A 24,771-nucleotide genomic window follows, 5' to 3' on the forward strand; every position below is an offset into this window, starting at 1 on the left:
GTTCCTTCCTGCGGCGACCTGCGCCGCGTGTTCCGTCCAGGCTAGTCCTGCCTCAGGATGAGGGGCGGCACGCCGGTACGATGGGGGAGTGAATCAGCATCCTCGCGCGGTCCTCTGGGACATGGACGGAACCCTTGTCGACACCGAACCGTACTGGATGGACGCCGAGACCGACCTCGTCGAGTCGTTCGGCGGCACCTGGTCTCATGAGCAGGCTCTCCAGCTGGTCGGCAGCGGTCTGATCGACAGCGCGATCATCCTCCAGGGCGCGGGCGTGCGGATGGGCGCGCAGGAGATCGTCGACGAGCTGACCGAGCGCGTCCGTGTGCGCCTCCAGCAGGACGGCGTTCCCTTCCGCCCCGGCGCCAGGGAACTGCTGCAGGACCTGCGCGCGCAGGGCGTCCGCACCGCGCTCGTGACGATGTCGCTGCGCCGGATGGCGGAGGACATCGTGTCGCTGATCGGCTTCGACGCCTTCGATGTGATCGTCGGAGGCGATGACGTGGAGCGGCCGAAGCCTTTCGCGGATCCTTACCTGCAGGCGGCGGAGGCCCTCGGTGTCGACATCGCCGACACGGTGGCGCTCGAGGACTCGCCGACCGGTCTTCAGGCGGCGCTGTCCGCCCGTGCGGTGGCGATCGGCATCCCGCACATCGTCGAGCTGGACGGCCTCGGGGCCGACGCGATCTGGGGAACGCTCGCCGGCCGCGGAGTCGACGATCTCGTCACCGAGTTCGCCCGTGTCCGCTCGCTCCGTGCGGAGGCCGCGCTGTGACCGCGCAGCGGCCGAGCGGGCCGTTCCGCGAGGGCGACCGCGTCCAGCTGACCGGCCCCAAGGGGCGGATGCACACGATCACGCTTCGTGAGGACGGCGAGCTGCACACCCACCACGGCGTGCTGCGGCATCGCGACCTGATCGGCCTCCCCGACGGATCCGTCGTGGAGAACAGCTCGGGCAACGAGTACCTGGCCCTGCGTCCCCTGCTGCGGGACTTCGTGATGTCGATGCCGCGCGGCGCCGCGATCGTGTACCCGAAGGACGCCGCGCAGATCGTGACCCAGGCGGACATCTTTCCCGGCGCGACCGTCGTCGAGGCGGGGGTCGGGTCCGGAGCGCTCTCGCTCTCGCTCCTGCGTGCGGTCGGCCCGACCGGTCGGCTGGTCTCGTTCGAGCGCCGGGACGACTTCGCCGAGGTCGCCAGCGCGAACGTCGAGACGTTCCTGGGCGAGCTCCCCGACTCCTGGCGGATCGTCGTGGGCGATCTGCAGGAGGAGCTCGGCGCCGTGTTCGAGCCGGGAACGGTCGACCGCGTGGTGCTCGACATGCTGGCGCCGTGGGAGTGCATCGACGTCGTCGCCGAAGTGCTCGCCCCGGGCGGCGTCGTGCTCTGCTACGTCGCGACGGCCACGCAGCTGTCGCGCGTCGCGGAGTACGTGCGCGGGACGGGGCTGTTCACCGAGCCCGAGGCGTCGGAGACGATGGTGCGCGGCTGGCACGTCGAGGGCCTCGCCGTGCGTCCGGATCACCGCATGGTCGCGCACACCGGCTTCCTGATCACGGCCCGGCGACTCGCGCCCGGCGCGATCCCGCCCGACGTCAAGCGCCGCGCCGCGAAGAAGGCGTCCTACGGCGACGAGGACGTGGAGCTGTGGACGCCTGGTGCCGTCGGGGATCGCGAGATCACCGACAAGAACCTGCGCAAGCGCGTCCGGGAGGCGCAGCGGGCCGCCGGCGGCGCGCGCCTCGCCGCATCGCGCGACGCGGATGCCGAAGGGGCCGAGGCGGGCGATCCGTCCGCATAGACTGGAGCGCGTGCGTAAGACTGCCGCTGCTCTGATCACCCTCGGCCTCGCCGCCCTCGCGCTGGCCGGCTGCTCCGCAGGCCCCTCGTTCGCCGGGAAGGCCTGCCCGACGCAGCCGACCTCGTCGGGGCTGAAGAGCTCCGTGACGGTCGAAGGAGACTTCGGCTCCGAGCCCAAGGTGAAGCTCGACACCCCGACCAAGGTCCCGAAGCTGAGCGTGGACGACCTCATCGTCGGCAAGGGGACGCAGATCACGGCGACCAGCCAGCCGTTCGCCGCGAACGTCGTCGTCTACAACGGAGCCACGGGGCAGCGGATCGGCGCGTCCTCCGACGTCGCCACCCTCATGTCGCAGTCGAAGGAGTTCGCCTCCGCCGTGCAGTGCGCGACCGAGGGGTCGCGACTTCTCGTCGGCTTCCCCGCCGGCACCTTCGCGGACGCCGCGACGGTCGGCATCGTCGACGTGCAGAAGGTCTTCCTGCCGCACGCCGAAGGCTCGCTGGTGTACAACGACGCCCTGGGGCTGCCCACGGTCGTCCGCGCGCCCGACGGGCGCCCGGGCATCATCATCCCCGACGCCAAGAAGCCCGCCAAGCAGGTCACGCAGACGCTCATCCGCGGCGACGGACCGAAGGTCACCAAGAACGACGTCCTGCGCGTCCAGCTCACGAGCGTGGACTGGGACACCCGCAAGGTGCTCAAGTCCACCTGGGACACGCAGGCGGTCGCGATCTCCGGTGCGGAGCTCGCGGGCCAGACGGTCGGATCCCAGGTCCTCCTCGTGATCCCGCCTGCTGACGCGAGCCAGGGCACCGGGTCGGACGGAGCCGGCACCCAGGCGATCGTCGTCGACATCCTCGGCGTGGACACCTCCGCGTCCGCCTCCTCGGGGCAGTAGATGGCGGCACGGATCCCCGCGGAGGAGCGCCTGACGAACCTCGTCGTGGCGCTGATGGCGACGGAGATCGGCCTCACCAAGCAGCAGATCCTCGCCTCGGTCTCCGGTTACCGGCAGCGTGCCGAAGGCAAGGCGGACGCCCTCGACAAGATGTTCGAGCGCGACAAGGAGGAGCTCCGCGCGCTCGGCATCCCGATCGAGACGCTCGGCGACCACGCCGACCCCAACGACCTCCGCGAGGCCCGCTATCGCATTCCGAAGGCGGAATACGACCTCCCGGTCGACATCGAGTTCACCCCGGCCGAGCTCGCGGTGCTGCGTCTCGCAGGCAGCGTGTGGAGCGAGGAGTCGCTGTCTGCGGACGCGCAGGCCGGCGTCCGCAAGATCCGTGCGCTCGGCATCGACGTGGACGAGCCGATCATCGGCTTCGCGCCCCGCATCACCGCGCGTGACGCCGCCTTCGCGCCGCTGCAGGGTGCGATCGAGCGGAGCGTGGCCGTCGCGTTCGACTATCTGAAGCCAGGGGAGGGGGCGCCCCGGCGCCGTCGCGTGCAACCTCTCGCCCTGGTCGAGTACGAGGCGCGCTGGCACGTCTTCGGGCGCGACATCGACGCCGACGGCGACAGGATGTTCCTGCTCACGCGGATCGTCGGTGATGTGACCGTGACCTCCGAGGGCTTCGCCGCCGAGCTCCGCGAGGGCGCGGGGGAGCGTGCGCTCGCGAGTCTGCAGGCCGTGGCCGACGCGCATTCGGCATTGCTGGAGATCACCCCCGGAACCGAGGCGGCGCTGCGGTTGGGGCGGCGCGCCGAGCCGGCGGTGCAGGGGATCCGCGTCCCGTACGTGGACCTGCACATCCTCGCCGACGAGCTGGCGTCCTACGGACCCGAGGTGCGAGTGGTCGAGCCGGCCGTGCTGCGCGACGCGGTGATCGCGCGCCTGCAGGCGACGGCGTCGGCGCACGCCGATGCGAAGGGCGGTGAATGATGGCGCAGCAGCGCAGGCCCCTCCTCAGCTCGGATCGCGTGCGCGCGTATCTGACCCTCGTGCCGTACCTCCTCGAGCGCGGCGAGGTCTCCCTCGCGGAGGCCGCGGCGGAGTTCGACATGACCGAGGCTCAGATGCGGGCGATGGTCGAGAAGCTCACCGTGATCGGCCTGCCCGGCGATGAGGGCTACTGGCAGGCGCCGCAGGAGCTGTTCGACATCAACTGGGATCTGCTCGACGAGCAGGGCATCATCGAGATCACCAACGATGTGGGCCTGCGCCGGGTGCCGAAGTTCACGGCTCGGGAGGCGGCCGCGCTCGTCGCGGGGCTGCAGCTGGCCTCGGCGGTGCCGGGTGTCGCCTCGTCGGCGGTGGTGCAGGGGCTCATCGCGAAGCTGTCGCGCGGCGCCGCCGGACTCCCTGCCGACGTCATCGTCGCCCCAGGACCGGTGGACGAGGTGCGCACTGTCGTGTCGACGGCCCTGAAGGAGCACGTCGCGGTGGCGTTCACCTACCGTGCGCCCGATGCGGCACCCACGACGCGCACGGTCGATCCGGTCACCGTGCTCATCACCAACGGGCAGTGGTATCTGCAGGGCTGGTGCCATCTGCGGCGGGCGATGCGGACGTTCCACCTCGACCGCGTCAGCGAGCCCCACCTGACCGACATCCCCATCACGCACGGCGACGAGCCCGTCCCGGAGCTGTTCGCGGGGGACGGCGAGAGCGATCAGGCGGTCATCCGCTTCCCCGAGCGCCTGGCTCCGCTGCTGCGGGACTATCTCCTGCGCGCCGAGGCGGTCGTCGACGGGAGCACCATGACGGCGACACTGCACGTCGGGGACCCGCTCAGCCTCAAGCGCCTGGCTGCCCGCTTCGGCGGTGCGGTCGAGATTCTCGAGCCGTCGGCCGCCCGCTGCGCCGCGCGCGAGTGGGCGAACGCAGGTCTTGCGCTGTACTCCGAACAAACCACCCCGCAGTCACGGTAGACTGTGCGGAACACCCGAACCATCAAGGGAGATCATCATGTTCGCCGGGCTCAACGGATGGCACCTCGTCATCATCCTCGCCGTCATCCTGCTCCTGTTCGGCGCGGCCAAGCTTCCCGCTCTCGCGAAGAGCATGGGCCAGTCCGCCCGCGTCTTCAAGGGTGAGATGAAGGCCATGAAGGACGAGGACGCGGCTGCCGCCGCGAACGACGCTCCTGCCGCGCAGACGCAGGCTCCGGCCACGACCGCGCTGCCCACGCCGGTCCAGAACACGTCTGCGGACACCACGGCCGTCACCCCGCCGCACGACGCCGGTACGCAGCGCTGACAGGCGTGACCGACGTGTCACCCGCGACGAAGGGCCGAAAGCCGCGTCGCGACAGCACCATGCCCCTTGCGGGGCATCTCATCGAGTTGCGACGGCGGCTCGTCATCGCCGCCGGGGCGCTGCTCGTCGGCATGATCGTCGCCTTCTTCATCACGGACCCGATCCTCGACTTCGTGACTGCACCGATCCACGAAGTGGCGAAGATCCGTCCTCACGCACTGGTCGGCTTCACCTTCAACTCGGTGACGGCGCCCTTCGACCTGCGCATGAGACTCGCCTTCTCGATCGGAATCTTCCTGTCTGCGCCGATTTGGCTCTGGCAGCTCTGGGCATTCATCATGCCCGGCCTCACGAAGAAGGAGATCCGGTACACGATCGGATTCGTCGGCGCCGCTGTGCCGCTCTTCTTCGCAGGTTGCTGGGTCGGCGTGCTGGTCATGCCGCACATCATTCTGCTGATGGCGGGCTTCACGCCCGAAGGCGCGGACAACCTCTACAGCGCGCAGGAGTACTACGACTTCATCTTCAAGCTGATGATCGTGATCGGCGTCTCGTTCATCATCCCGGTCTTCCTGGTGGCGCTGAACTTCGCCGGCATCATGTCGGGCCGCGCGATCCTGAAGGCCTGGCGGATCGCGATCCTCATCGCCTGCCTGTTCGCCGCGCTCGCGACACCGGCCGCCGACGTCGTCAGCATGCTCATGCTCGCGGGGATCCTGATCGTGCTGTACTTCGCCGCCGCGTGCCTGTCGCTCCTCTTCGACCGTCGCAAGCACAAGCGCCAGCAGGAGTTCCTCGAGGAGTCCACGGTATGACGTCACCGGCGGACCGCTACGCCGCCGCACGTGCCGCCCAGGACCACCCCGCAACGACCGCCTTCGAGGCCATGCAGCGCTTCCGCCTCGACCCGTTCCAGATCGAGGGCTGCCACGCCCTCGAGCGCGGCAGCAGCGTTCTCGTCGCGGCTCCGACGGGAGCGGGCAAGACGATCGTCGGAGAGTTCGCGATCCATCTCGCGATGTCCACGTCGTCGGACAAGGCGTTCTACACGACGCCCATGAAGGCACTGTCGAACCAGAAGTTCCGCGAGCTGGTGGACGTCTACGGCGCCGACCAGGTGGGTCTGCTCACAGGCGACGTCAACATCAACGGATCGGCGCGCATCGTGGTGATGACCACCGAGGTGCTGCGCAACATGATCTACGCGGACTCGCGCGCTCTCGACGACCTCCGCTACGTGATCATGGACGAGGTGCACTACCTCGCGGACCGCTTCCGCGGAGCCGTGTGGGAAGAGGTCATCATCCACCTGCCGCGGAGCGTGCGTCTCGTGGCGCTGAGCGCCACGGTCTCCAACGCCGAGGAGTTCGGCGACTGGCTCGACACCGTGCGCGGCGGCACCGAGGTCATCGTCTCGGAGATCCGCCCCGTGCCGCTCGAGCAGCACGTGCTCGTGCGCGACGATCTGCTGCCGCTCTTCGACGATCGCGCCGGGATCGCCACGGCGCAGGTCAACCAGGAGCTCCTACGGATCCGCTCCTTCGGCGGGGCGAACTACGAGCGCAACCGGGATGCCCAGCAGTATCGCAGCGCCCGGCACGCCGGCGCCCAGGCGCGGCGACCGCAGCGCGGGGGCAAGCGCCCGGTGCGCTCAGCCAATGTGCGCCGGATCGAGCGGCTCGATCGCCCGCAGGTCGTGGAGCTCCTCGATCGTGCGAATCTGCTCCCCGCGATCTTCTTCATCTTCAGCCGCGTCGGCTGCGACGCCGCGGTGACGCAGGTGCGCCGGTCCGGGCTGCGCCTCACGACCGCCGAGGAGCGGCGTGAGATCAGGGCGATCGTCGAGGACCGTGTGCGCACGCTGCGCGACGAGGATCTCGCGGTGCTGGGCTACTGGGACTGGCTCGACAACCTCGAGCGCGGCGTGGCCGCCCATCACGCAGGCTTGCTGCCGGCGTTCAAGGAGATCGTCGAGCAGCTCTTCCAGCAGCGCCTCCTGAAGGTCGTCTTCGCCACCGAGACTCTCGCTCTCGGCATCAACATGCCGGCGCGCACGGTGGTGCTGGAGCGCATGGAGAAGTTCAACGGCGAGGCACGCGTCGCGATCACCTCCGGTGAGTACACCCAGCTGACGGGCCGCGCCGGGCGGCGCGGGATCGACGTCGAGGGGCATGCGGTCGTGCAGTGGACCGAGGGGATGGACCCGCAGGCCGTCGCCGCGCTCGCTTCTCGCCGCACCTACCCTCTGAACTCGAGCTTCCGGCCGACGTACAACATGGCTGTGAACCTGCTCGACCGGTTCGGGCGCAACCGCTCCCGGGAAGTGCTGGAATCGTCGTTCGCACAGTTCCAGGCGGACCGGGCCGTGGTCGGCCTGGCGCGGAACGTCCGCGAAGCGGAGACATCGCTCGCGGGCTATCTCTCGTCGATGACCTGCGATCGAGGGGATTTCGCGGAGTACTCGGGGATCCGCCGGGAGCTGAGCGATCTGGAGAAGAAGAACCGCGCGGATCAGCAGGCGCCCCGGGCCGTGCGTGACAAGCGCCTCCGCCAGATCGAGGGTCTGCGCCGCGCGATGCAGCGCCACGCATGCCATCGCTGCCCCGACCGCGAGATGCACGCGCGCTGGGCGGAGCGGTATTGGAAGCTGAAGCGCGAGACCGACCGGATCCGCAAGCAGATCGAGAACCGCACCGGCACCGTGGCACGCGTGTTCGACCGGGTGCTCGACGTGCTGACCGAGGTCGGGTACGTGGAGGGGAGCGGCGATGCCCTGACGCTCACCGATGCGGGCCGCACGATGCAGCGCATCTACGGGGAGCGCGATCTGCTCGTCGCAGAGTCGCTGCGCCGTGGGCTGTGGGACGGGCTCGACGCCCCGTCTCTGGCGGCGATGGCGTGCGCACTGGTGTACGAGCCTCGCCGTGACGACGGCTCCGTGGATCCGAGGGATCTGCCGCGCGGGCGCTTCCGCATCGCCTGGGAGCGCACGCAGGAGCTGTGGGCAGAGCTCGACGACCTCGAGCACGACAACCGCCTTCCCGGATCCGACCGTCCGTCGGCGGGGCTCGCCGGCGCGATGCACGCGTGGGCGCGGGGCAGCTCTCTGGACGCGGTCCTGGAGGACGCGGACATGGCCGCCGGTGATTTCGTGCGGTGGGCCAAGCAGACTATCGACCTCCTGGATCAGCTCTCCATCGTCGCGCCGGATCCCGACACCGCCCGGACCGCGCGAGCGGCGCTCGATGGCGTGCGCCGCGGCATCGTGGCGTACTCGTCGATGTGAGCGGGCTCCGCATCCGCATGTCCGAACGCCTGCCTGCGCCCCGCGACGCGATCCGTGTCGCCCCGATCGTGCCGCTCTGGGCGGCTGTGATCTGCGCGGCCGTCGCCGGGGGACTCCTCACACTCGCCTTCCCCGCGGTATCGCTGTGGATCGCCGCGTTCCCCGCGATCGGACTCCTGCTGCTGTCGCTGATCGGTCGTCGGGTCTGGTCGGCGCTGCTCGTCGGCTTCGTCTACGGTGCGGTGTTCTTCCTGATCCTGGTCTCCTGGACCGCACGGTATCTGGGGCCGATCCCGTGGCTCGCGCTCGGATTGCTGGAGGCAGCGCTGACCGCCGTCGCGCTGATCCCGGTGACGCTCGCGTACCGATGGATCCCGTCGCTGCCTCTGCGCGGATATGCGCGTTCCGTACTGCTCGCGGTGACGGTCGCCGCGCTCTGGATCGGTCGTGAGCTTTTCGTGGGCAACTGGCCCTACGGGGGATTCCCCTGGGCGCGCATCGCCTACACGCTGGCCGACACGCCCGCGGCACGCGTGAGCAGCTGGATCGGCATCAGCGGGCTCGGCTTCCTCATGGTGCTGCTGGTGGCGCTGCTGCTGGAGCTGGGACGCGCGGGGATGCGGCCTCGCATCCGGGTACTCGTCGCACCGGTCGTGCTCGTGCTGCTCCTTGCCGCGCTGCCCGCGTTCCCGACGACCGGGCATGGCACGATGCGCATCGGCGCCGTCCAGGGGAACGGTCCGACCGGCTACTTCGACCAGCGGGAGCCGCTGTCCGTGCTCGACGCGCAGACCGCGGCGTCGGAACCGCTGTACGGCAAGCGGATGGACCTGCTGGTGTGGCCCGAAGGCGGACTCGACGGCGATCCGTTCCAGTACCCGGAACTCGCAGACGGCCTCGATCGGGTCGCCGCGGGCGTGCGTGCGCCGATCCTCGCGAACGCCGCCACGCAGAAGGGCGAGCTGTTCTACAACACCTCGTTCCTGTGGCCGCAGAGCGATCATGCGCCGCTCGCGCGCGACGACGTGCAGACGCACGCGAAGCGGCACCCCGTCCCCTTCGGCGAGTACGTGCCCGACCGGGCGTTCTTCAACGCGATCGTGCCCGACCTGATCGGGCTCATCGGGCGCGAGTACACCCCGGGAACGGATGCGCCACTCGTGCGGGTCGGCAAGACGCCCGTCGGCCTCGCGATCTGCTTCGACGTGATCTACGACGAGCTCATCGCGCAGGGGATCGACGGAGGCGCTCAGGTCCTGGTCTTCCAGACCAACAACGCCGACTTCCGCGGAACGGTCGAGAACCTCCAGCAGCTCGGCATCGCGCGCATGCGCGCCGTCGAGACGGGCCGCTCGGTGGTGAACATCTCGACGGTCGGCACCAGCCAGGTGATCCGCGCCGACGGGTCGACGCAGGCGTCGCTGGACGAGGATCGCCCCGGTGCGCTGCTCGAAGACGTCGAACTGCGTACCGGGGCGACGGCGGGCGTGGTGATCGGACCCTGGATCGAGCAGCTCCTCCTCTGGGGCGGGCTGCTCGTCGTCGTGGTCGCCGGCATCGGGAGTCGCCGGCGGGGGAGTCGCGGTTAGGCGCCGATCCGCTCGCGGGTGGGATCCTCACCGGCGCCGCGGCGCGCGCGGATGAAGGCGAGGCGCTCCTCCAGGAGCTCCTCGAGCTCGGCACGGGTGCGGCGCTCGAGCAGCATGTCCCAGTGGGTGCGGCCGCCCTTGTCGCCGGAGTCCTCGACCTCGACCGGCTTCCCGTCGACCTGCAGGCGTGCCTCTGCACCGCAGGTGCGGCACTCCCAGGTGGCGGGCGGCTCGGCGTCGGCCGCGAACATCAGGGTGGTCACGTGGCCGCAGGAGTCGCAGGTGTATGCGGTCTGCTGGCGTTCCATGAAGACGACGCCCTCTTCGCTCTGAAGGCTCTGGGCGCCGAGTCGGATTCCTCGAAGGCTGCGATCTGCCATTGTGTGGTCCTCTCGTCGCCCTCAGGTATAGCGGCCTGGGCTGTGCGGAAGGTGCGAAGGGGGCAAACCATGAACGCTTTCACAGTCGATACCCAGGCCCACGCGCCGATCCACCGCAGTGACACCCGGTTCGCTGTGCCGCGCGACTCGGTCTCAGCTCGGGCGGAGCGTGGCGATGGCGAGGTCTGCGCGATCGGTGACGATGCCGTCGGCGCCGCCGTCGACGAGCGCACGCATGCGCTCGGGGTCGTTGATCGTCCACACGTGCACCTCCGCGCCGGCGTCGTGGACAGCGTCGACGAGCCGGGGGGTGAACACCCGCAGAGCGCCGAAGCTCTCGGGGATCTGGACCGCGTCGAGGTTGCGGAGGATGCACCGGGTCCAACGGGTGAGTCGCAGGGCGGAAGCCAGCCTCAGCAGCGCGATCGCCGATCGGCCGCCGGAGGACGCAGGAAGCACCTCGGCGCCGGCGGCGCGTGCCGCGTCGAGGGCGGCCCGCCGATTGCGGTCGTCGAAGCTCGTGAGCAGCACGCGATGCGCGTGTGCGGCGACGGCCCGACCGACGTCCGCCGCAGCGGAGAGATCCTTGACGTCGACATTGAACCGCAGCGCCGGGAAGGCCTCGAGCGCCTCACCGAGCGTGAGGAGGCCGCCGTGCGAGGCGAAGAGCGCGGCGAGCTCCCTCGTGCCGACCTCGGCGACAGGGCGCGGGTCGCCGAGCAGCCGCTGCAGCGTCTCGTCGTGGAACAGGACCGCGTCGCCGTCGGCGGTGGCGCGGCAGTCCGTCTCGACGTACTGCGCCCCTGCGGCATCGGCTGCAGCGAGTGCGAGGGCCGAGTTGTCGAACACGGACGAGTCCTCGCCCACCAGACCGCGGTGAGCGAGGACTCGAGGCGACGCAGCGCCCTGGAAGTACGGGTGCGTCACGCCGCGCCGTCGGACGCCGGGGGCACAGCCGCCGCCGAGGCGGCCGCCCGCGTCGTCGGGGCTGAAGGCGCCTTCGGCGAGAAGGGAGTGGATCCGCCCGACCCCGGCGTGAACGCTCCGCCGAAGTTCTTCAGCGCCTCCGTGAACTCGCTGGGGATGATCCACAGTTTGCTCGACGCGCTCTCGCTGATCTTGGGCAGCATCTGCAGGTACTGGTACGCGAGGAGCTTGTCGTCGGGCTGGCCTTGGTGGATGGCGTTGAAGACGTTCTGGATCGCCTCCGCCTCGCCTTCGGCGCGCAGCACGGCCGCCTGCTTCTCGCCCTCGGCGCGGAGGATGTCCGCCTGCCGCTGACCTTCGGCCTCCAGGATCTGCGACTGCTTGGTGCCCTCCGCGGTGAGGATCGCCGCGCGACGGTCGCGCTCGGCACGCATCTGCTTCTCCATCGAGTCCTGGATCGACACGGGCGGGTCGATGGCCTTCAGCTCGACGCGCCCGACCCGGATGCCCCACTTGCCGGTGGCCTCGTCAAGCACGATGCGCAGCTGACCGTTGATGTTGTCGCGGCTGGTCAGCGCCTCCTCGAGGTTCAGACCGCCGACGACGTTGCGCAGTGTGGTGGTCGTCAGCTGCTCGACCGCGCCGAGGTAGTTGGCGATCTCGTAGGTCGCGGCGCGGGCGTCGGTCACCTGGAAGTAGACGACCGTGTCGATCGACACCACGAGGTTGTCCTCGGTGATCACAGGCTGCGGCGGGAACGAGACGACCTGCTCGCGCATGTCGATGAGGGGGCGCAGACGATCGATGAACGGCACGAGCAGGTTCAGGCCCGGCATCAGGGTCTTGTGGTACCTGCCCAGCCGCTCGACGACGCCTGCAGTGGCCTGCGGGATGATCCTGACCGATCGCGCGATCGTCACCAGCACGAAGATGATGACGGCGATCGCCAGGATCCACCCGATGGCGGTGGGGATGAAGGACGCGCTGTCCATGAAGGGCTGCTCCTGTTTCTCCTAGTCGTGGGCGGAACGGACGTAAGCGGTGGCGCCCTCGATCCTCTCGACGCGCACAGGGGCGCCGGGGGAGAGCGGGGCGAGCACGGGGGAGTCGGAGGCGAGGCGAGCGGTCCAGGTGTCGCCGTTGGAGAGCTTGACCTGGCCGGTGAGGGAGGTCACCTCGAGCAGGACGGTGCCGCGCAGCCCGATGAGGGCGTCGACGTTGGAACGGGTCTGGTCCTCGCCGCGGTGCAGGCGACGCAGCAGCGGCGGGCGCAGCAGGAAGATCAGCAGCACGGCGGCGAGGGCCGCGATGATGACCTGCACCCAGACCGGCCAGCCCGTGAGGGTGGACAGCAGCCCGACGGCAGAGCCCAGGCCGAGCATGAGGAAGGTCATGTCGAGCGTGAAGATCTCGATGACGAAGAACAGGACCATCAGGACCAGCCAGCCGATCCACGCCCAGTCCTGGAACATCTGCAGGATCGTGTCCATACCGCCCCCTCTTTTTGCCAACCTATCACGGGGCCGACGCGCGACATCCGTCCTCCACACCGCGGAATCACGCGGATTGGTAGGGTGATCTGGTCCCACCCGCGCGCTCCGGCGCATGCTCTCGAGGAGTCCTCGTGTCTCAGACCCTTCCCGCCGAATCGCTGACCGGCCAGGTCGCCCTCGTCACCGGATCCTCCCGCGGCATCGGCGCCGACACGATCCGTTATTTCGCGGAGGCCGGCGCGGATGTCGTCATCAACTTCCGCAACAAGGCGCCGCGCGCGGAGAAGCTCGCGAACGAGGTGCGTGCTCTCGGGCGCCGCGCGCTGGTGGTGGGCGCCGACCTGACCGATCCGGCGTCCGTGGCCGAGATGTTCGCTGCTGTGCAGAACGAGTTCGGCGGTCTCGACGTCCTGGTCCTGAACGCCTCCGGCGGCATGGAGGCCAACATGGGCGAGGACTACGCGCTCCGCCTCAACCGCGATGCGCAGGTCAACGTCCTGCAGACGGCGCTTCCGCTGCTGCGCGAAGGCGGCCGCATCGTCTTCGTCACCAGCCACCAGGCGCACTTCATCCGCACGACGCCGACGATGCCCGAGTACGAGCCGGTCGCGCTGTCCAAGCGCGCCGGCGAGGACGCGCTGCGGGAGCTGATCCCGACGATCGAGGCGCAGGGCGCGGAGTTCGTGGTCGTCTCCGGCGACATGATCGAGGGCACGATCACGGCGACGCTGCTCGAGCGTGCGAACCCGGGCGCGATCTCCCAGCGCCGGGAGTCCGCAGGCCGTCTCTACAACGTGTCGGAGTTCGCTGCGGAGGTCGCGCAGGCGGCGATCGACCCGGTCCCCGCCGATCACACGCGTCTGATCGGCGACGTCAGCGGTTTCGTCGCGGAGTAGTCGGAATACGCGGAAGCGGCCCGGAGCATATGCGCCGGGCCGCTTCCTCGTGCGGGGAGTCAGAGACCGGCGGCGTCCGCGACGGCCTTCGCGTCCTTCGCGATCGTGATCGCGCGCACGATCTGCATGACGCCGAGCACCACGAGCGAGATGCCGAGGAACAGCCAGAAGAACGGCACAGCCGCGAGCCCCAGGCTGATCACGGCGATGCCCGCCACGATGCTGAGCAGCGCGTAGAGCAGCGTCCAGGTCTTGGACCCGTCCTGCCCCATGAGGCTCAGCGAGACGACGCCGTCGAAGATCCAGCTGACGCCGATGAAGATCACGGTGACGAGGGCGAGCGCGAGCGCCGCCGTCTGGATGTTCGTAAAGGCGATCACGCCGGCGACGATGTAGAGGAGTCCGAGGGCGATGTGGCCGACTCGGGCCCAGCCGGACTTCGCGGCGCTGAAGATGCCGAGGCCGATGTAGACGACACCGGCGACGATCAGGTAGGCGGCGACGATTCCGGTGAGGACGAAAGCCGTCTTGACCGGCCACACCAGCATCACGATGCCCGCGATGAGTGCGATGATGCCGGACACGGCGAGGAAGATGCGAAGCGACTTCACGAGGCTCTTCGCATCGGCAACTGCTTCGGACATGGGGGACCCTTTCTGAGTAATCCCTGAGAATCTGGGATGGCCTTACTGTACCGCCGAGCACGGAAGGGATCCGCGAACCCGCGCCGCCATGCGAGGATCGGGGGATGAGCCCGGCCGCCGACGAGGATCGCCTGCGCGATCTCGCCGCTCTGCGGAAGGTCCGGGACCGCATCGATCGGGACTACGCCCAGCCGCTCGACGTCGAGGCCCTCGCTGCGGGAGTGCACATGTCGGCGGGGCATCTGAGTCGCCAGTTCAAACTCGTCTACGGCGAGCCTCCATACTCCTATCTGATGACGCGGCGGATCGAGCGCGCGATGGCGCTGCTGCGCCGGGGGGACGTGTCGGTCACCGAGGCGTGCTTCGCCGTCGGCTTCCAGTCGCTGGGCACGTTCAGCACGCGGTTCTCGGAGTTGGTCGGCGTCTCGCCGAGCCGTTACCGGGCGGATCCGGGACTCGGGCCGGGGATCCCGTCCTGGATCGAGAAGCAGGCGACCAGACCGATCAGGAATCGAGAAGCCCCGACGGAGCCGCCCGCGTAGCGTGAGCGGCATGGACATCACGATCAACGCCAGCTTCCTCCCGCACACCGATGCAGAGGAGTCGCTCCGGTTCTATCGCGACGTGCTCGGGTGGGAGCTCCGCAAGGACGTCGGCTATCAGCAGATGCGGTGGCTCACGGTCGGGCCGGTCAACCAGCCCGACACCTCCATCGTCCTGACCCCGCCGGCGGTGGACCCCGGCATCAACGACGACGAGCGCCGCACGATCCTGGAGCTCATGGCCAAGGGGAGCTTCGGCGGCGTCGTGCTCGCCACGGAGAACGTGGACGCCGCGTTCGCGGAGATCGAGGCCCGTGGTGCCGATGTCGTGCAGGAGCCGATCGACCAGCCGTACGGGATCCGCGACTGCGCGTTCCGCGACCCGGCCGGCAACATGATCCGTCTGCAGCAGGTCGCCTGAATCCCTCGCGGTGCCCGCCGGTGCGTCGGCGGGCACCGCTAGTCTGTGTCCCGCCCCTTCCCGCCCGCATGACCAGGAGGCTCTGCCGATGACCGCGTCCCACGTCGCCGACACCCACGACACGATCAGGGTGCAGGGCGCCCGGGAGAACAACCTCAAGGATGTCTCGATCGAGCTGCCGAAACGCAGGCTGACGGTGTTCACGGGGGTTTCCGGATCCGGCAAGAGCTCCCTCGTCTTCGACACGATCGCCGCCGAGTCCCGCCGGATGATCGACGAGACGTACAGCGCGTTCGTGCAAGGGTTCATGCCGTCGGTCCCGCGCCCCGACGTGGATGTGCTCGAGGGCCTGACCACGGCGATCCTCGTGGACCAGGAGCGCCTGGGAGCGAATCCTCGCTCGACCGTGGGCACCGTGACCGACGCGAACGCGATGCTGCGCATCCTCTTCTCGAAGCTCGGAACGCCGTATATCGGCGGACCCACCGCGTTCTCCTTCAACATCCCGACGCAGAAGGCCAGCGGCGTGATGACGGGCCCTGGCGGTGAGAAGAAGATCGTGAAGGACGCGATCTACCTCGGGGGGATGTGTCCGCGCTGCGAGGGCAGGGGAGCGGTGTCGGACCTGGATCTGACGCAGATCGTCGATGAATCGAAGTCCTTGAACGACGGCGCCATCATGGTGCCGGGATACACGGCCGACGGGTGGATGGTGCGCCAGTTCGCCGAATCGGGCTTCTACCCCGCGAACAAGCCGATCGCCGACTTCACGGAGAAGCAGCGCCAGCTCTTCCTCTACGGCGAGGTGACGAAGGTCAAGATCAACGGGATCAACATCACCTACGAGGGCCTCATCCCGAAGATCACCAAGTCGATGCTTTCCAAGGACATCGACGCACTGCAGCCGCACATCCGAGCCTTCGTGGAGCGTGTCGCGACCTTCGCCGTGTGTCCGGAGTGCGACGGCACGCGGCTGACCGAAGGGGCGCGGTCGTCGAAGATCGACGGGGTGAGCATCGCCGACGCGTGCCGCATGCAGGTGACCGATCTCGCTGCCTGGGTTCGCGGGCTCGACCTCCCCGGGGCGGGCCCGCTGCTGGAGGCGCTGCGTGCCAACCTCGACGCGTTCGTGACCCTCGGGCTCGGCTACCTGTCGCTCGAGCGACCGAGCGGCACGCTGTCCGGGGGAGAGGCGCAGCGCATCAAGATGCTCCGCCACCTCGGCTCGTCTCTGACGGACGTGACGTATGTGTTCGACGAGCCGACGATCGGCCTGCATCCGCATGACATCCAGCGCATGAACGGACTGCTGGAGCAGTTGCGAGACAAGGGCAACACGGTGCTCGTGGTCGAGCACAAGCCGGAGACGATCGCCATCGCGGACCACGTGGTCGACCTCGGCCCTGGCGCGGGCAGCGCCGGCGGCGAGATCTGCTTCGAGGGCACGGTCGAGGGGCTGCGTGCGAGCGGCACGCTCACCGGGCGGCATCTGGACGACCGTGCGGCGCTCAAGCCGGCTGTGCGCGGGCGCACCGGGGCGATCGCGGTGCGCGGGGCGAGCACCAACAATCTGCGCGACGTGGATGTGGACGTTCCGCTGGGCGTGCTCACCGTGGTGACCGGTGTCGCCGGCTCCGGCAAGAGCTCGCTGATCCACGGCTCGGTCGCGAAGCACGAGGGCGTCGTCTCGATCGATCAGACGGCGATCAAGGGATCCCGTCGCAGCAACCCCGCCACGTACACCGGGCTGCTCGAGCCGATCCGCAAGGCCTTCGCCAAGGCGAACGGCGTGAAGCCCGCGCTCTTCAGCGCGAACTCCGAAGGGGCGTGCCCGACCTGCAAGGGAGCCGGCGTGATCGTCACCGAGCTCGGCTTCATGGACACCGTCGAGAGTCCCTGCGAGGACTGCGGTGGAAAGCGCTTTCAAGCAGCCGTGCTCGAGTACAAGCTCGCGGGGAAGGACATCACCGAGGTGCTCGACATGCCGGTCGCCGAGGCGCATGAGTTCTTCCGTGGGGGAGAGGCGAAGATCCCCGCGGCCGTGGCGATCCTGAGTCGCCTCGAGGATGTCGGGCTCGGCTATCTGTCGCTCGGCCAGCCGCTGTCGACCCTCTCGGGCGGAGAGCGCCAGCGCATCAAGCTCGCGACGCAGATGGCCGAGGGCGCCGACACGTACGTTCTCGACGAGCCGACGACCGGACTGCACCTCGCCGACGTGCAGAATCTGCTCGGACTGCTGGACCGGCTGGTCGATGCGGGGAAGTCGGTGATCGTGATCGAGCATCACCAGGCGGTGATGGCACACGCGGACTGGATCATCGACGTCGGTCCCGGGGCAGGGCACGACGGCGGCCGGATCGTCTACGAGGGCGCGCCGGCGGATCTCGTCGCGGCGAAGTCCACGGTGACGGGCGAGCACCTCGCGGCCTACGTGGGGGAGTGAGAAGACGATGGCCGATCTGAAGATCACGACGCGCAACTCGCGGTTCCAGCTGCTCGAGGCACTGACCCGCAACCGCTCGCACCGCACTCGCGAGCATCGTTTCGTCGTGCAGGGGGTGCGTCCGATCTCCCAGGCGATCGAGCACGGCTGGAACATCCTGACCGCTGTCTATGACGCCGAGCGCTCTCTGTCGCCGTGGGCCCGGGAGGTCGTCGGGCAGGCGCGCGAGACGATCGCGATGAGCGCGGCGCTCCTCGCCGAGCTCGCGGACAAGGACGAGGGTGCCACGGAGCTCATCGCGGTCGTCGCGATGCCGGACGACGACCTGTCGCGGATCTCGGTTCCGGCGGACTTCCTCGGCATGGTCTTCGACCGGCCGACACAGCCCGGCAACATCGGCGCCATCCTGCGTTCGATGGACGCGCTGGGGGGCAACGGCTTGATCGTCTCGGGCCACGCGGCGGATCCCTACGACCCGAAGTCGGTCCGCGCGTCGACGGGATCGCTGTTCGCGATGCCGACGGTCCGGGCGGCATCGCCGGGGCCGGTACTGGACTGGGTGCGCACCCAGCGTGCTGCGGGAGCGCCGATCACGGTCGTCGCCACCGATGAGCATGGCGATGTGGATGTGTGGGATCACGACTTCACGCAGCCGTCGCTGATCTTGATCGGAAACGAGACCGGAGGACTGGCGCGCGGCTGGCGTGAGGCTGCGGACGTGATGGTGCGCGTGCCGATGGTCGGTGCCGCCAGCTCGCTCAACGCATCGAATGCCGCCACCCTCATGCTCTACGAGGCGGCGCGTCAGCGCGCGGCCGTAAGTTGAGCAGGGAGTCGATAACGGTGCGCGACATTATGTCAGCTCACGCGCATCGCGTCGGCCCACGAACGTCTCGGGGAAAGCGCAGGGTGCGGTCGATGACGCGTTCGCGTTCTTCGGCCAGGGCGATTCTGCGGAGGTTCGCGAGATAGCCGTCCAGCCCCGTCTTGTCGGCGGATGTGTAGAACTGGACCTCGTCGGGCGTGCCGTCAGATCCATCGCCGATGGCGCGATGAACGATCCGCGCGCCGTGATCGAGAAGCAGCCCCAACACAGCGTCTTCGTAGACGTGCAGAGCGGGACGATTGTTCGGAGTGGCCCCAGAGCAGGCAGCAGAGCGTTATCGGCGTGGCTCGATGCTGTCAGCGTTCCTTCCGCGATATCCCCGATAATGCACATTATGTCAGTTCATGGATCGACTGTGCCCTGAGCTCCGAACGCGACTCCCCTCGCGGCAGGCCGGCACCACCGTCGGCTCTCCCCGTGGACGCCGGGCGAGCGGCACGTGGGAACGCGCGGGAGGCGATGCCCCGAATCGTCGGCGGGATGCCCGCGCCGGGCCTCCGCCTTAGGCGGTCGCCAGCATGCGGGTCACGCCGTCAAGGGTTCCCGGCGCCAGGCGGTAGTACGCCCATGTCCCCCGCTGCGAGCGCGTGAGGAACCCGGCGGTGGTCAAGACCTTGAGGTGATGGGATACGGTCGGCTGCGAGAGTCCGACCGGGTCGATCAGGTCGCAGACGCACGCTTCCTGGTCGGCGCTGGAGGCGACGATCGACAGCAGCCGCAGCCGGGCAGGATCTGCGAGAGCCTTCAACCGCACGGCGAGCTGCTCTGCGTCCTGCTGGCCGAGGGGTTCCTTCACAAGCGGCGCGCAACACGGCGCGCCGGCGGACACGTCGGTGACCTCGAGCAACAGGACCATGCATCGATATTAGTCGATATTGACAGGTGTCGATAGATGCGCTCATACTTGCATCGACGTTCATCGATATACGGAGGTTCTGATGGTGACGATGCTGGATCTCACTCCCCGGACGGTCGTGTCGGATCGGCTGGCGACGCTGCCGGTCGTGATCATCGGCGCGGGCCCGGTCGGGCTCGCGGCGGCGGCGAATCTGGTGGAGCGGGGCATCGACTTCACGATCCTCGAGGCCGGGAGCCGGATCGCGGACTCGGTCCAGCTCTGGGGCCACACCCGCCTCTTCTCCCCCTGGAAGCACCTGGTCGACCCCGCATCGCGCCGCCTGCTGGAGGCCTCTGGCTGGGTGCTGTCTGCGGCGGAGGGTCGGGCCCCGACCGGACAGGAGCTCGTCGACGACTACCTGGCGCCGCTGGCCGATCTGCCGGAGATCGGATCGCGGATCCGGTTCGGCGGGTGGGTGATCGCGGTGTCCCGGGAGGGCATGGACCGCACCCGGACGGCCGGGCGTGCCCAGGCCCCGTTCCTGCTGCGCGTCCAGCACGCCGACGGACAGGTCGCTGAGGTCACGGCGCGGGCGGTGATCGACGCGTCCGGCACCTACACGACCCCGAACCCTCTCGCCTCCTCGGGCCTCGTCCCGCTCGGCTTCGACCAGGTCGCAGACCATGTCCTGCACGCCCTCCCCGACGTTCTCGGGGCCGATCGGGCCCGGTTCGCCGGCACGCACACGGTCGTCGTCGGTGCCGGGCATTCGGCAGCGAACACGCTCATCGCGCTCGGGAAGCTCGCACGGGACGAGCCGGGCACACGGGTGTCGTGGGTGATCCGGAACCCGTCCGCGATCCGGGTGTCCTCCTCCCCCGATGACGAGCTGCCGGATCGGGCGAAGCTCGGTACCCGCACCGAACAGCTTGTCGCGTCCGGGGTCGTGTCGGTGGTCGACTCGTTCGAGATCTCCCGTGTCGAGCCCACGGGCTCCGGGATCCGGCTGGTCGGCACCCGCCGCGGTGAACCGGCGACGGTGGAGGCCGATCTGGTCGTGAACGCGACCGGGTTCCGCCCCGACTTGGACATGCTCCGTGAGGTCCGGCTCGAGCTGGACGAGATCGTCGAAGCGCCGAAGCGGTTGGCGCCGCTGATCGACCCGAACCTGCACTCCTGCGGGACGGTCGAACCGCACGGGTTCCGGGAGCTCACGCACCCGGAACAGGGGTTCTTCATCGTCGGGATGAAGTCCTACGGCCGCGCCCCGACGTTCTTGCTCACCACGGGATACGAGCAGGTCCGCTCGGTCACCGCCTGGATCGACGGCGACGTCACCGCAGCATCCCAGGTCGCCCTGACCCTGCCGGCGACGGGGGTCTGCTCCACCGGTGACAGCGCCGGAGCGTCCTGCTGCTCATGACACGGATGCGCCCGATGACGCCTGGTGACTGGGCGCGGGTCGAAGAGATCTTCGCGGCCGGGATCGCCGGCGGTGAGGCCACGTTCGAGACCCGCACCCCCACCTGGGAGCAGTTCGACTCCGGCAAGATCCCCGCACCACGCCTCGTCGCGACCAACGAGGACGGGACGGTCATCGGCTGGGCGGCCGCCTCCCGGATCTCTACGCGAGACGTCTACCGAGGAGTGATCGAGCACTCCGTCTACATCGACCCCGCCCACCACGGTCAGGGCGTCGGGCGGGCGCTGCTGGCAGCGTTCGTCACCGCGGCTGAAGAAGCCGGCTACTGGATGATCCAGTCGAGCATCTTTCCGGAGAACACCGCGAGCCTGCGCCTTCACGAACAGGCCGGATTCCGGGTCGTCGGCACCCGGGAACGCATTTCCCGCTCCCTGCTCGGCCCACATGCCGGCCGATGGCGGGACACAGTGCTCATCGAGCGGCGCTCCACCCGCAACGGCACCGACTGACCCGCCGCGGCGGTCTCGTGTTCAGGCGAGCGCGAGGATGCGCGGGGCGAGCTGGTCGACGCGGCGGCGGAGGTCCTCGAACGCCGCCTCGAACGCGGCATCCGTCCCAACCCGGACCGGGTCGGGTACGGACCAGTGCACGGTCCCGGACGGGTATTCCTCATGCGCGCGGTCGCAGACGGTGATGATGAACGCCCCTTCCGTGTCGAGGTCGTCGACGAGCCGCGGCACCGCACCGGTGAGGTCGAGCCCGTGACGGGCCGCGGTCGCGATCGCCCCCGGCGCGACCCGGTCGGCGGGGTGAGTGCCGGCGGACTGGGCCGGCACCGGGCTGACCGTGTTCCACAGGGCCTCGGCGAGCTGCGAGCGGGCGGAGTTCGCGGAGCAGACGAACACGACCCGCTCCGCGCCCGCGGCGGCGAACGATCCGAGGCCCGTCAGCGCGCCGGGCACGAGCCGCACATAGCTGCGCCGCTTGTCCCCTTCGGAGCGTCCGCGGGTGATGATTCCTTCCCGCTCGAGAACGTTCAGGTGATGCGCGAGCAGGTTCGACGGCACGCCGAGCTCTTCACGCAGCTCGGTCGGCGACAAGTCCCCATACGTCAGCATGTCCAGAATCCGCAGCCGCGCGGGATCCGCGAGAGCCGCGTGCTTGCGGGCCCGCTCCTCCACCGAGAAAATTCGCTCACTGTTCATTGGCTCAATCTTGACTGAGCTATAGTCGGCTCGTCAAGCTGGATGTGACCCAGCGATCCCGAGGAGAGGACCCGACCATGGCTGACAAGCCCACCGTGTTGTTCGTCTGCGTACACAACGCGGGACGGTCGCAGATGGCCGCCGGCTACCTGCAGCACCTCGCCGGCGACCGGATCGACGTCCTCTCGGCCGGGTCCGCACCGAAGGATCAGATCAACCCGGTCGCGGTCGCCGCGATGGCCGAGGACGGCATCGACATCGCCGCCAACACGCCGAAGCTCCTGACCGTCGAGGCGGTGCGGGAGTCGGACGCGGTGATCACGATGGGCTGCGGCGATGCCTGCCCGATCTTCCCCGGCAAGCGCTACGAGGACTGGATGCTGGATGACCCGGCCGGGCAGGACGAGGCCACGGTCCGCCGCATCCGGGACGAGATCCGCGCCCACGTCGAGACCCTGATCAGTGAGCTGCTCCCCGAGGAGAGCACAGCATGAACGCGCAGGGCGGGTTGCAGTCCGCGGATGCGGTGCTGCACCGGGCTGCGGAGCGGCTCGCGCAGCAGTTCACCGGGATGGTCGGTGAGGAGACAGTCGAGCGGGTCGTGTTCGAGTCCTACACGGCGCTGGGTCGCACCGCGACGGTCACGGCATTGCTGCCGACATTGGCGGAGAAGTTCGCGCATGACCGGCTGATTGCGCTTACGCAGTCCCGCGGGCAGGTCGCAAAGACGGTCCCGGAGATCCTCTACGTCTGCGTCCAGAACTCGGGTCGGTCTCAGATGGCCGCGGCGATCACCCGGCAGCTCGCCGGTGACCGCGTCCACGCCCGCTCCGCCGGTTCCCAGCCTACGGCCGACCTGCTCCCCGGTGTCGTGACGGTGCTCACTGAGGCGGGGATCGACCTGTCCGGCGAGTTCCCGAAGCCTCTCACCGACGACGTCGTTCGCGCGGCGGATGCGGTGGTCACGATGGGTTGCGGGGACGCCTGCCCGCTCTATCCGGGCAAGCGCTACCTGGACTGGCAGCTGACCGACTCGGAAGGGCTCGATCTGGACGGGATCCGCGCCGTCCGCGACGAGATCCAGGCACACGTCGAGCAGCTGCTCACCGAACTGCTGCCGTCGACGGGCACCGCCTCATGACCGGCCGTCCTACCCTTGCCCGTCACGCCCTGTCCGAGTTCTCGGGACCGGGCTGCTGGTGACCACCGTGGTCGGGTCCGGGATCGCGGCGCAGCGCCTGTCCACCGATGTCGGGCTGCGGCTGCTGGAGAACTCCCCCGCGACCGTGTTCGGTCTCGCGGTGCTGATCCTGCCGCTGACCTGCTTGACCGATCCCTCGGGAACGATTGCCATCCTGCGCGCCGCCGAGCGATGACGTTCACATCACGACGGACTATCAGTCGTCGTCTTCGAGGTCTTCGAGGACCTCGAAGGGCGACTCCACGTCACCCCGCCACGCTTCAATGCCCTCGCGGATCGCGAGGAAGGCGACCACCAGGGCTGCAATGGAGTCCGCCCACCACCATCCGAAGAGACTGTTCAGGACCAGACCAATGAACACGGTCCCCGACAGATAGATGCAGAGAATCAGCTGCTTCGAGTCCGCCAACACGCTCTTGGACTCGAGCTCTCGCCCCGTCCGCACCTCGAACCAGGCCAGCAGCGGCATGATGATCAAGCTCAACACCGTGATCCCCAATCCGAGAGGGCTGTGTTCCGCGCCCTCCTGACGAATCAAGGTCAACACCGCATCGACAGTCACATACCCGGCCAGCGCAAAGAACGCCACCCCGACCGCCCGGACGGTTACCTTCTCCCAGCGCTCGGGATCCTTACGCGTGAACTGCCACGCGATCGCTGCTGCAGAAAGCACCTCCACGACCGAATCCAGACCGAACCCGATCAGCGCTGCCGAGGAGGCAAGGACACCGGCCCACATTGCCACGACCGCCTCGATGACGTTGTAGCTGATCGTGAACCCAACGATGAACCGCACTCGCCGATGAAGCGTCTTCCTACGCTCATCCGTCAAAGAAGCGCTCATGCTCGCGCCCCGGCCCCACAGCAACCAGGCACCACGCACGCGTCGTCGACGCACGCGGCGTTCTCATCCACGGCCAACGTCACATCAACCAGCGCATTGAGTGCGGCTGCAAGATGCGGATCCGAGATCTCATAACGCGTCTGACGCCCCTCTGGCTCACCCACGACGATCCCGCAGTCCCTCAGGCAGGTCAGATGGTTTGACACGTTGGACCGCGACAGGCCCAACGACCGAGCCAAGACCGCCGGATAGCTCGGACCCTCCAACAGCGTCATCAGAATCCGTGAACGCGTCGGATCGGCCATCGCTCGACCCAACCGATTCATGACATCAAGACGCGAAGCTATAGTCAGCACTCAATGACTATACAGTCGCGGATGAACCATCGCCGACCGGACGAGCTGCCCAGCGAGGTCGCGACACCCGCGCTATCAGCGCGAATACGCCGCCCGAGAATACGCACCCACATCACTAATGGATCGACTGTGCCCTGAGCTCCGAACGCGACTCCCATCGCGGCAGACCGTGCTGATCTTGGCTGTCCTCGCGAACTCTCGGCAACCCGGTCCTGGAACACGAAGCACGCTTCACATTTTTCGATGGGCTGCTCGCCGTCGCAGTGCTCGCAGGAGTCGTCCTCAACACCACCCTCAAGTGGTGGTGGGCCGACGCCGTCGTGAGCCTGGTCATCGTGTTCTACGCCGTCCGCGAACCCATCGGCATCTTCCGCCCCTAGGGTCGCTCCGCG

General features: G+C 68.7%; 29 protein-coding genes and 1 pseudogene. 20 read left to right on the forward strand and 10 right to left on the reverse strand.

The window, feature by feature from the left end; all coding sequences use genetic code 11:
• Positions 1-121 precede the first annotated feature (121 nt).
• Genes NFX31_RS08345 through lnt form a run of 9 tightly spaced genes read left to right on the forward strand, consistent with a single transcriptional unit; the run spans position 122 to position 9,880 of the window.
• Entirely contained in the window at positions 122-775 is a 654-nt protein-coding gene (locus tag NFX31_RS08345; RefSeq protein ID WP_045252169.1) for an HAD family hydrolase, read from the forward strand.
• Positions 772-1,803: a tRNA (adenine-N1)-methyltransferase gene (locus tag NFX31_RS08350; RefSeq protein WP_262957154.1), complete on the forward strand. Its 1,032-nt coding sequence runs from the start codon at positions 772-774 to the stop codon at positions 1,801-1,803. The genes NFX31_RS08345 and NFX31_RS08350 overlap by 4 nt, the downstream gene beginning before the upstream one ends.
• 10 nt (positions 1,804-1,813) lie before the next feature.
• Positions 1,814-2,701, forward strand: a complete 888-nt coding sequence (locus NFX31_RS08355) for an FKBP-type peptidyl-prolyl cis-trans isomerase (RefSeq protein WP_091476301.1) — start codon at positions 1,814-1,816, stop codon at positions 2,699-2,701.
• A complete protein-coding gene (locus NFX31_RS08360; RefSeq protein WP_045252057.1) occupies positions 2,702-3,688 on the forward strand; it encodes a helix-turn-helix transcriptional regulator in 987 nt (328 codons plus the stop codon).
• Entirely contained in the window at positions 3,685-4,677 is a 993-nt protein-coding gene (locus tag NFX31_RS08365; protein WP_309599095.1) for a helix-turn-helix transcriptional regulator, read from the forward strand. Before NFX31_RS08360 ends, NFX31_RS08365 begins: the two co-directional genes overlap by 4 nt.
• A gap of 37 nt (positions 4,678-4,714) precedes the next feature.
• On the forward strand, positions 4,715-5,005 hold the full coding sequence (tatA, locus tag NFX31_RS08370) for a Sec-independent protein translocase subunit TatA (RefSeq protein WP_045252055.1): 291 nt from the start codon (positions 4,715-4,717) through the stop codon (positions 5,003-5,005).
• Positions 5,006-5,064: 59 nt separating this feature from the next.
• Positions 5,065-5,820 carry a twin-arginine translocase subunit TatC gene (tatC, locus tag NFX31_RS08375; RefSeq protein ID WP_045252054.1) on the forward strand — a complete coding sequence of 252 codons (756 nt, stop codon included), beginning with the start codon at positions 5,065-5,067 and terminating at the stop codon, positions 5,818-5,820.
• The gene (locus NFX31_RS08380; RefSeq protein WP_262957155.1) at positions 5,817-8,291 is read left to right on the forward strand and encodes a DEAD/DEAH box helicase; all 2,475 of its coding nucleotides are present in this window, start codon (positions 5,817-5,819) and stop codon (positions 8,289-8,291) included. Before tatC ends, NFX31_RS08380 begins: the two co-directional genes overlap by 4 nt.
• 17 nt (positions 8,292-8,308) lie before the next feature.
• Positions 8,309-9,880 carry an apolipoprotein N-acyltransferase gene (lnt, locus tag NFX31_RS08385; RefSeq protein ID WP_262957156.1) on the forward strand — a complete coding sequence of 524 codons (1,572 nt, stop codon included), beginning with the start codon at positions 8,309-8,311 and terminating at the stop codon, positions 9,878-9,880.
• Here lnt and NFX31_RS08390 read toward each other — a convergent pair.
• The 4 genes from NFX31_RS08390 to NFX31_RS08405 form a co-directional block, all read right to left on the reverse strand.
• The gene (locus NFX31_RS08390) at positions 9,877-10,260 is read right to left on the reverse strand and encodes an RNA polymerase-binding protein RbpA (RefSeq protein WP_045252052.1); all 384 of its coding nucleotides are present in this window, start codon (positions 10,258-10,260) and stop codon (positions 9,877-9,879) included. The genes lnt and NFX31_RS08390 overlap by 4 nt on opposite strands.
• Positions 10,261-10,413: 153 nt before the next feature.
• Positions 10,414-11,109: a glycerophosphodiester phosphodiesterase family protein gene (locus NFX31_RS08395; protein ID WP_420847432.1), complete on the reverse strand. Its 696-nt coding sequence runs from the start codon at positions 11,107-11,109 to the stop codon at positions 10,414-10,416.
• Between the two features lie 74 nt (positions 11,110-11,183).
• A complete protein-coding gene (locus tag NFX31_RS08400) occupies positions 11,184-12,179 on the reverse strand; it encodes an SPFH domain-containing protein (RefSeq protein ID WP_045252050.1) in 996 nt (331 codons plus the stop codon).
• A gap of 21 nt (positions 12,180-12,200) precedes the next feature.
• Entirely contained in the window at positions 12,201-12,677 is a 477-nt protein-coding gene (locus NFX31_RS08405; RefSeq protein WP_045252049.1) for an NfeD family protein, read from the reverse strand.
• Between the two features lie 134 nt (positions 12,678-12,811).
• Here NFX31_RS08405 and NFX31_RS08410 point away from each other — a divergent pair, with 134 nt between their 5' ends.
• Positions 12,812-13,576 (forward strand): SDR family oxidoreductase, encoded by a 765-nt coding sequence (locus NFX31_RS08410; RefSeq protein WP_262957158.1) that lies wholly within the window; start codon positions 12,812-12,814, stop codon positions 13,574-13,576.
• Positions 13,577-13,635: 59 nt separating this feature from the next.
• Here NFX31_RS08410 and NFX31_RS08415 read toward each other — a convergent pair whose 3' ends face one another.
• Entirely contained in the window at positions 13,636-14,220 is a 585-nt protein-coding gene (locus tag NFX31_RS08415; protein WP_262957159.1) for an HdeD family acid-resistance protein, read from the reverse strand.
• Between the two features lie 104 nt (positions 14,221-14,324).
• Here NFX31_RS08415 and NFX31_RS08420 point away from each other — a divergent pair, with 104 nt between their 5' ends.
• The 4 genes from NFX31_RS08420 (at position 14,325) to NFX31_RS08435 (ending at position 18,452) form a co-directional block, all read left to right on the forward strand.
• Positions 14,325-14,762 (forward strand): helix-turn-helix transcriptional regulator, encoded by a 438-nt coding sequence (locus NFX31_RS08420; protein WP_091476317.1) that lies wholly within the window; start codon positions 14,325-14,327, stop codon positions 14,760-14,762.
• Between the two features lie 10 nt (positions 14,763-14,772).
• On the forward strand, positions 14,773-15,183 hold the full coding sequence (locus NFX31_RS08425; RefSeq protein WP_045252167.1) for a VOC family protein: 411 nt from the start codon (positions 14,773-14,775) through the stop codon (positions 15,181-15,183).
• Between the two features lie 88 nt (positions 15,184-15,271).
• Positions 15,272-17,626: an excinuclease ABC subunit UvrA gene (locus NFX31_RS08430; RefSeq protein WP_262957160.1), complete on the forward strand. Its 2,355-nt coding sequence runs from the start codon at positions 15,272-15,274 to the stop codon at positions 17,624-17,626.
• Between the two features lie 7 nt (positions 17,627-17,633).
• Entirely contained in the window at positions 17,634-18,452 is an 819-nt protein-coding gene (locus tag NFX31_RS08435) for a TrmH family RNA methyltransferase (RefSeq protein WP_045252044.1), read from the forward strand.
• A 37-nt stretch (positions 18,453-18,489) separates the two neighbouring features.
• On the opposite strand, the gene NFX31_RS08440 is transcribed toward NFX31_RS08435, so the two are convergent.
• Complete coding sequence (locus tag NFX31_RS08440; protein WP_262957161.1) at positions 18,490-18,720, reverse strand: hypothetical protein; 231 nt, start codon at positions 18,718-18,720, stop codon at positions 18,490-18,492.
• A gap of 294 nt (positions 18,721-19,014) precedes the next feature.
• Positions 19,015-19,368, reverse strand: a complete 354-nt coding sequence (locus tag NFX31_RS08445; protein ID WP_262957162.1) for an ArsR/SmtB family transcription factor — start codon at positions 19,366-19,368, stop codon at positions 19,015-19,017.
• 82 nt (positions 19,369-19,450) lie between these two features.
• Between NFX31_RS08445 and NFX31_RS08450 the strand changes: the two genes are divergently transcribed.
• Entirely contained in the window at positions 19,451-20,773 is a 1,323-nt protein-coding gene (locus NFX31_RS08450) for an NAD(P)-binding domain-containing protein (protein WP_262957163.1), read from the forward strand.
• A 14-nt stretch (positions 20,774-20,787) separates the two neighbouring features.
• Positions 20,788-21,282: a GNAT family N-acetyltransferase gene (locus NFX31_RS08455; RefSeq protein ID WP_262957164.1), complete on the forward strand. Its 495-nt coding sequence runs from the start codon at positions 20,788-20,790 to the stop codon at positions 21,280-21,282.
• 21 nt (positions 21,283-21,303) lie between these two features.
• On the opposite strand, the gene NFX31_RS08460 is transcribed toward NFX31_RS08455, so the two are convergent.
• Positions 21,304-21,978, reverse strand: a complete 675-nt coding sequence (locus NFX31_RS08460) for an arsenate reductase/protein-tyrosine-phosphatase family protein (RefSeq protein ID WP_091476329.1) — start codon at positions 21,976-21,978, stop codon at positions 21,304-21,306.
• Positions 21,979-22,055: 77 nt separating this feature from the next.
• Here NFX31_RS08460 and NFX31_RS08465 point away from each other — a divergent pair, with 77 nt between their 5' ends.
• The 3 genes and pseudogenes from NFX31_RS08465 to NFX31_RS08475 all read left to right on the forward strand — a co-directional run.
• Positions 22,056-22,472: an arsenate reductase ArsC gene (locus NFX31_RS08465; RefSeq protein ID WP_262957165.1), complete on the forward strand. Its 417-nt coding sequence runs from the start codon at positions 22,056-22,058 to the stop codon at positions 22,470-22,472.
• Complete coding sequence (locus NFX31_RS08470) at positions 22,469-23,119, forward strand: arsenate reductase ArsC (protein WP_091476335.1); 651 nt, start codon at positions 22,469-22,471, stop codon at positions 23,117-23,119. The genes NFX31_RS08465 and NFX31_RS08470 overlap by 4 nt, the downstream gene beginning before the upstream one ends.
• Positions 23,116-23,297, forward strand: a pseudogene (locus NFX31_RS08475) (aquaporin family protein); the annotation flags it as partial. The gene NFX31_RS08470 and the pseudogene NFX31_RS08475, both read left to right, overlap by 4 nt.
• A gap of 78 nt (positions 23,298-23,375) precedes the next feature.
• On the opposite strand, the gene NFX31_RS08480 reads toward NFX31_RS08475, so the two are convergent.
• Complete coding sequence (locus tag NFX31_RS08480) at positions 23,376-24,023, reverse strand: cation diffusion facilitator family transporter (protein WP_091477443.1); 648 nt, start codon at positions 24,021-24,023, stop codon at positions 23,376-23,378.
• A complete protein-coding gene (gene cmtR, locus NFX31_RS08485) occupies positions 24,020-24,379 on the reverse strand; it encodes a Cd(II)/Pb(II)-sensing metalloregulatory transcriptional regulator CmtR (protein ID WP_082072476.1) in 360 nt (119 codons plus the stop codon). The genes NFX31_RS08480 and cmtR overlap by 4 nt, the downstream gene beginning before the upstream one ends.
• A gap of 182 nt (positions 24,380-24,561) precedes the next feature.
• Between cmtR and NFX31_RS17460 the strand changes: the two genes are divergently transcribed.
• Positions 24,562-24,759 carry a cation efflux transmembrane domain-containing protein gene (locus NFX31_RS17460; protein WP_338101515.1) on the forward strand — a complete coding sequence of 66 codons (198 nt, stop codon included), beginning with the start codon at positions 24,562-24,564 and terminating at the stop codon, positions 24,757-24,759.
• The last annotated feature ends 12 nt before the right edge of the window (positions 24,760-24,771 follow it).

Source organism: Microbacterium azadirachtae, from assembly GCF_025583665.1.
In the GTDB taxonomy this organism is placed as follows: Bacteria; Actinomycetota; Actinomycetes; order Actinomycetales; family Microbacteriaceae; genus Microbacterium; species Microbacterium azadirachtae.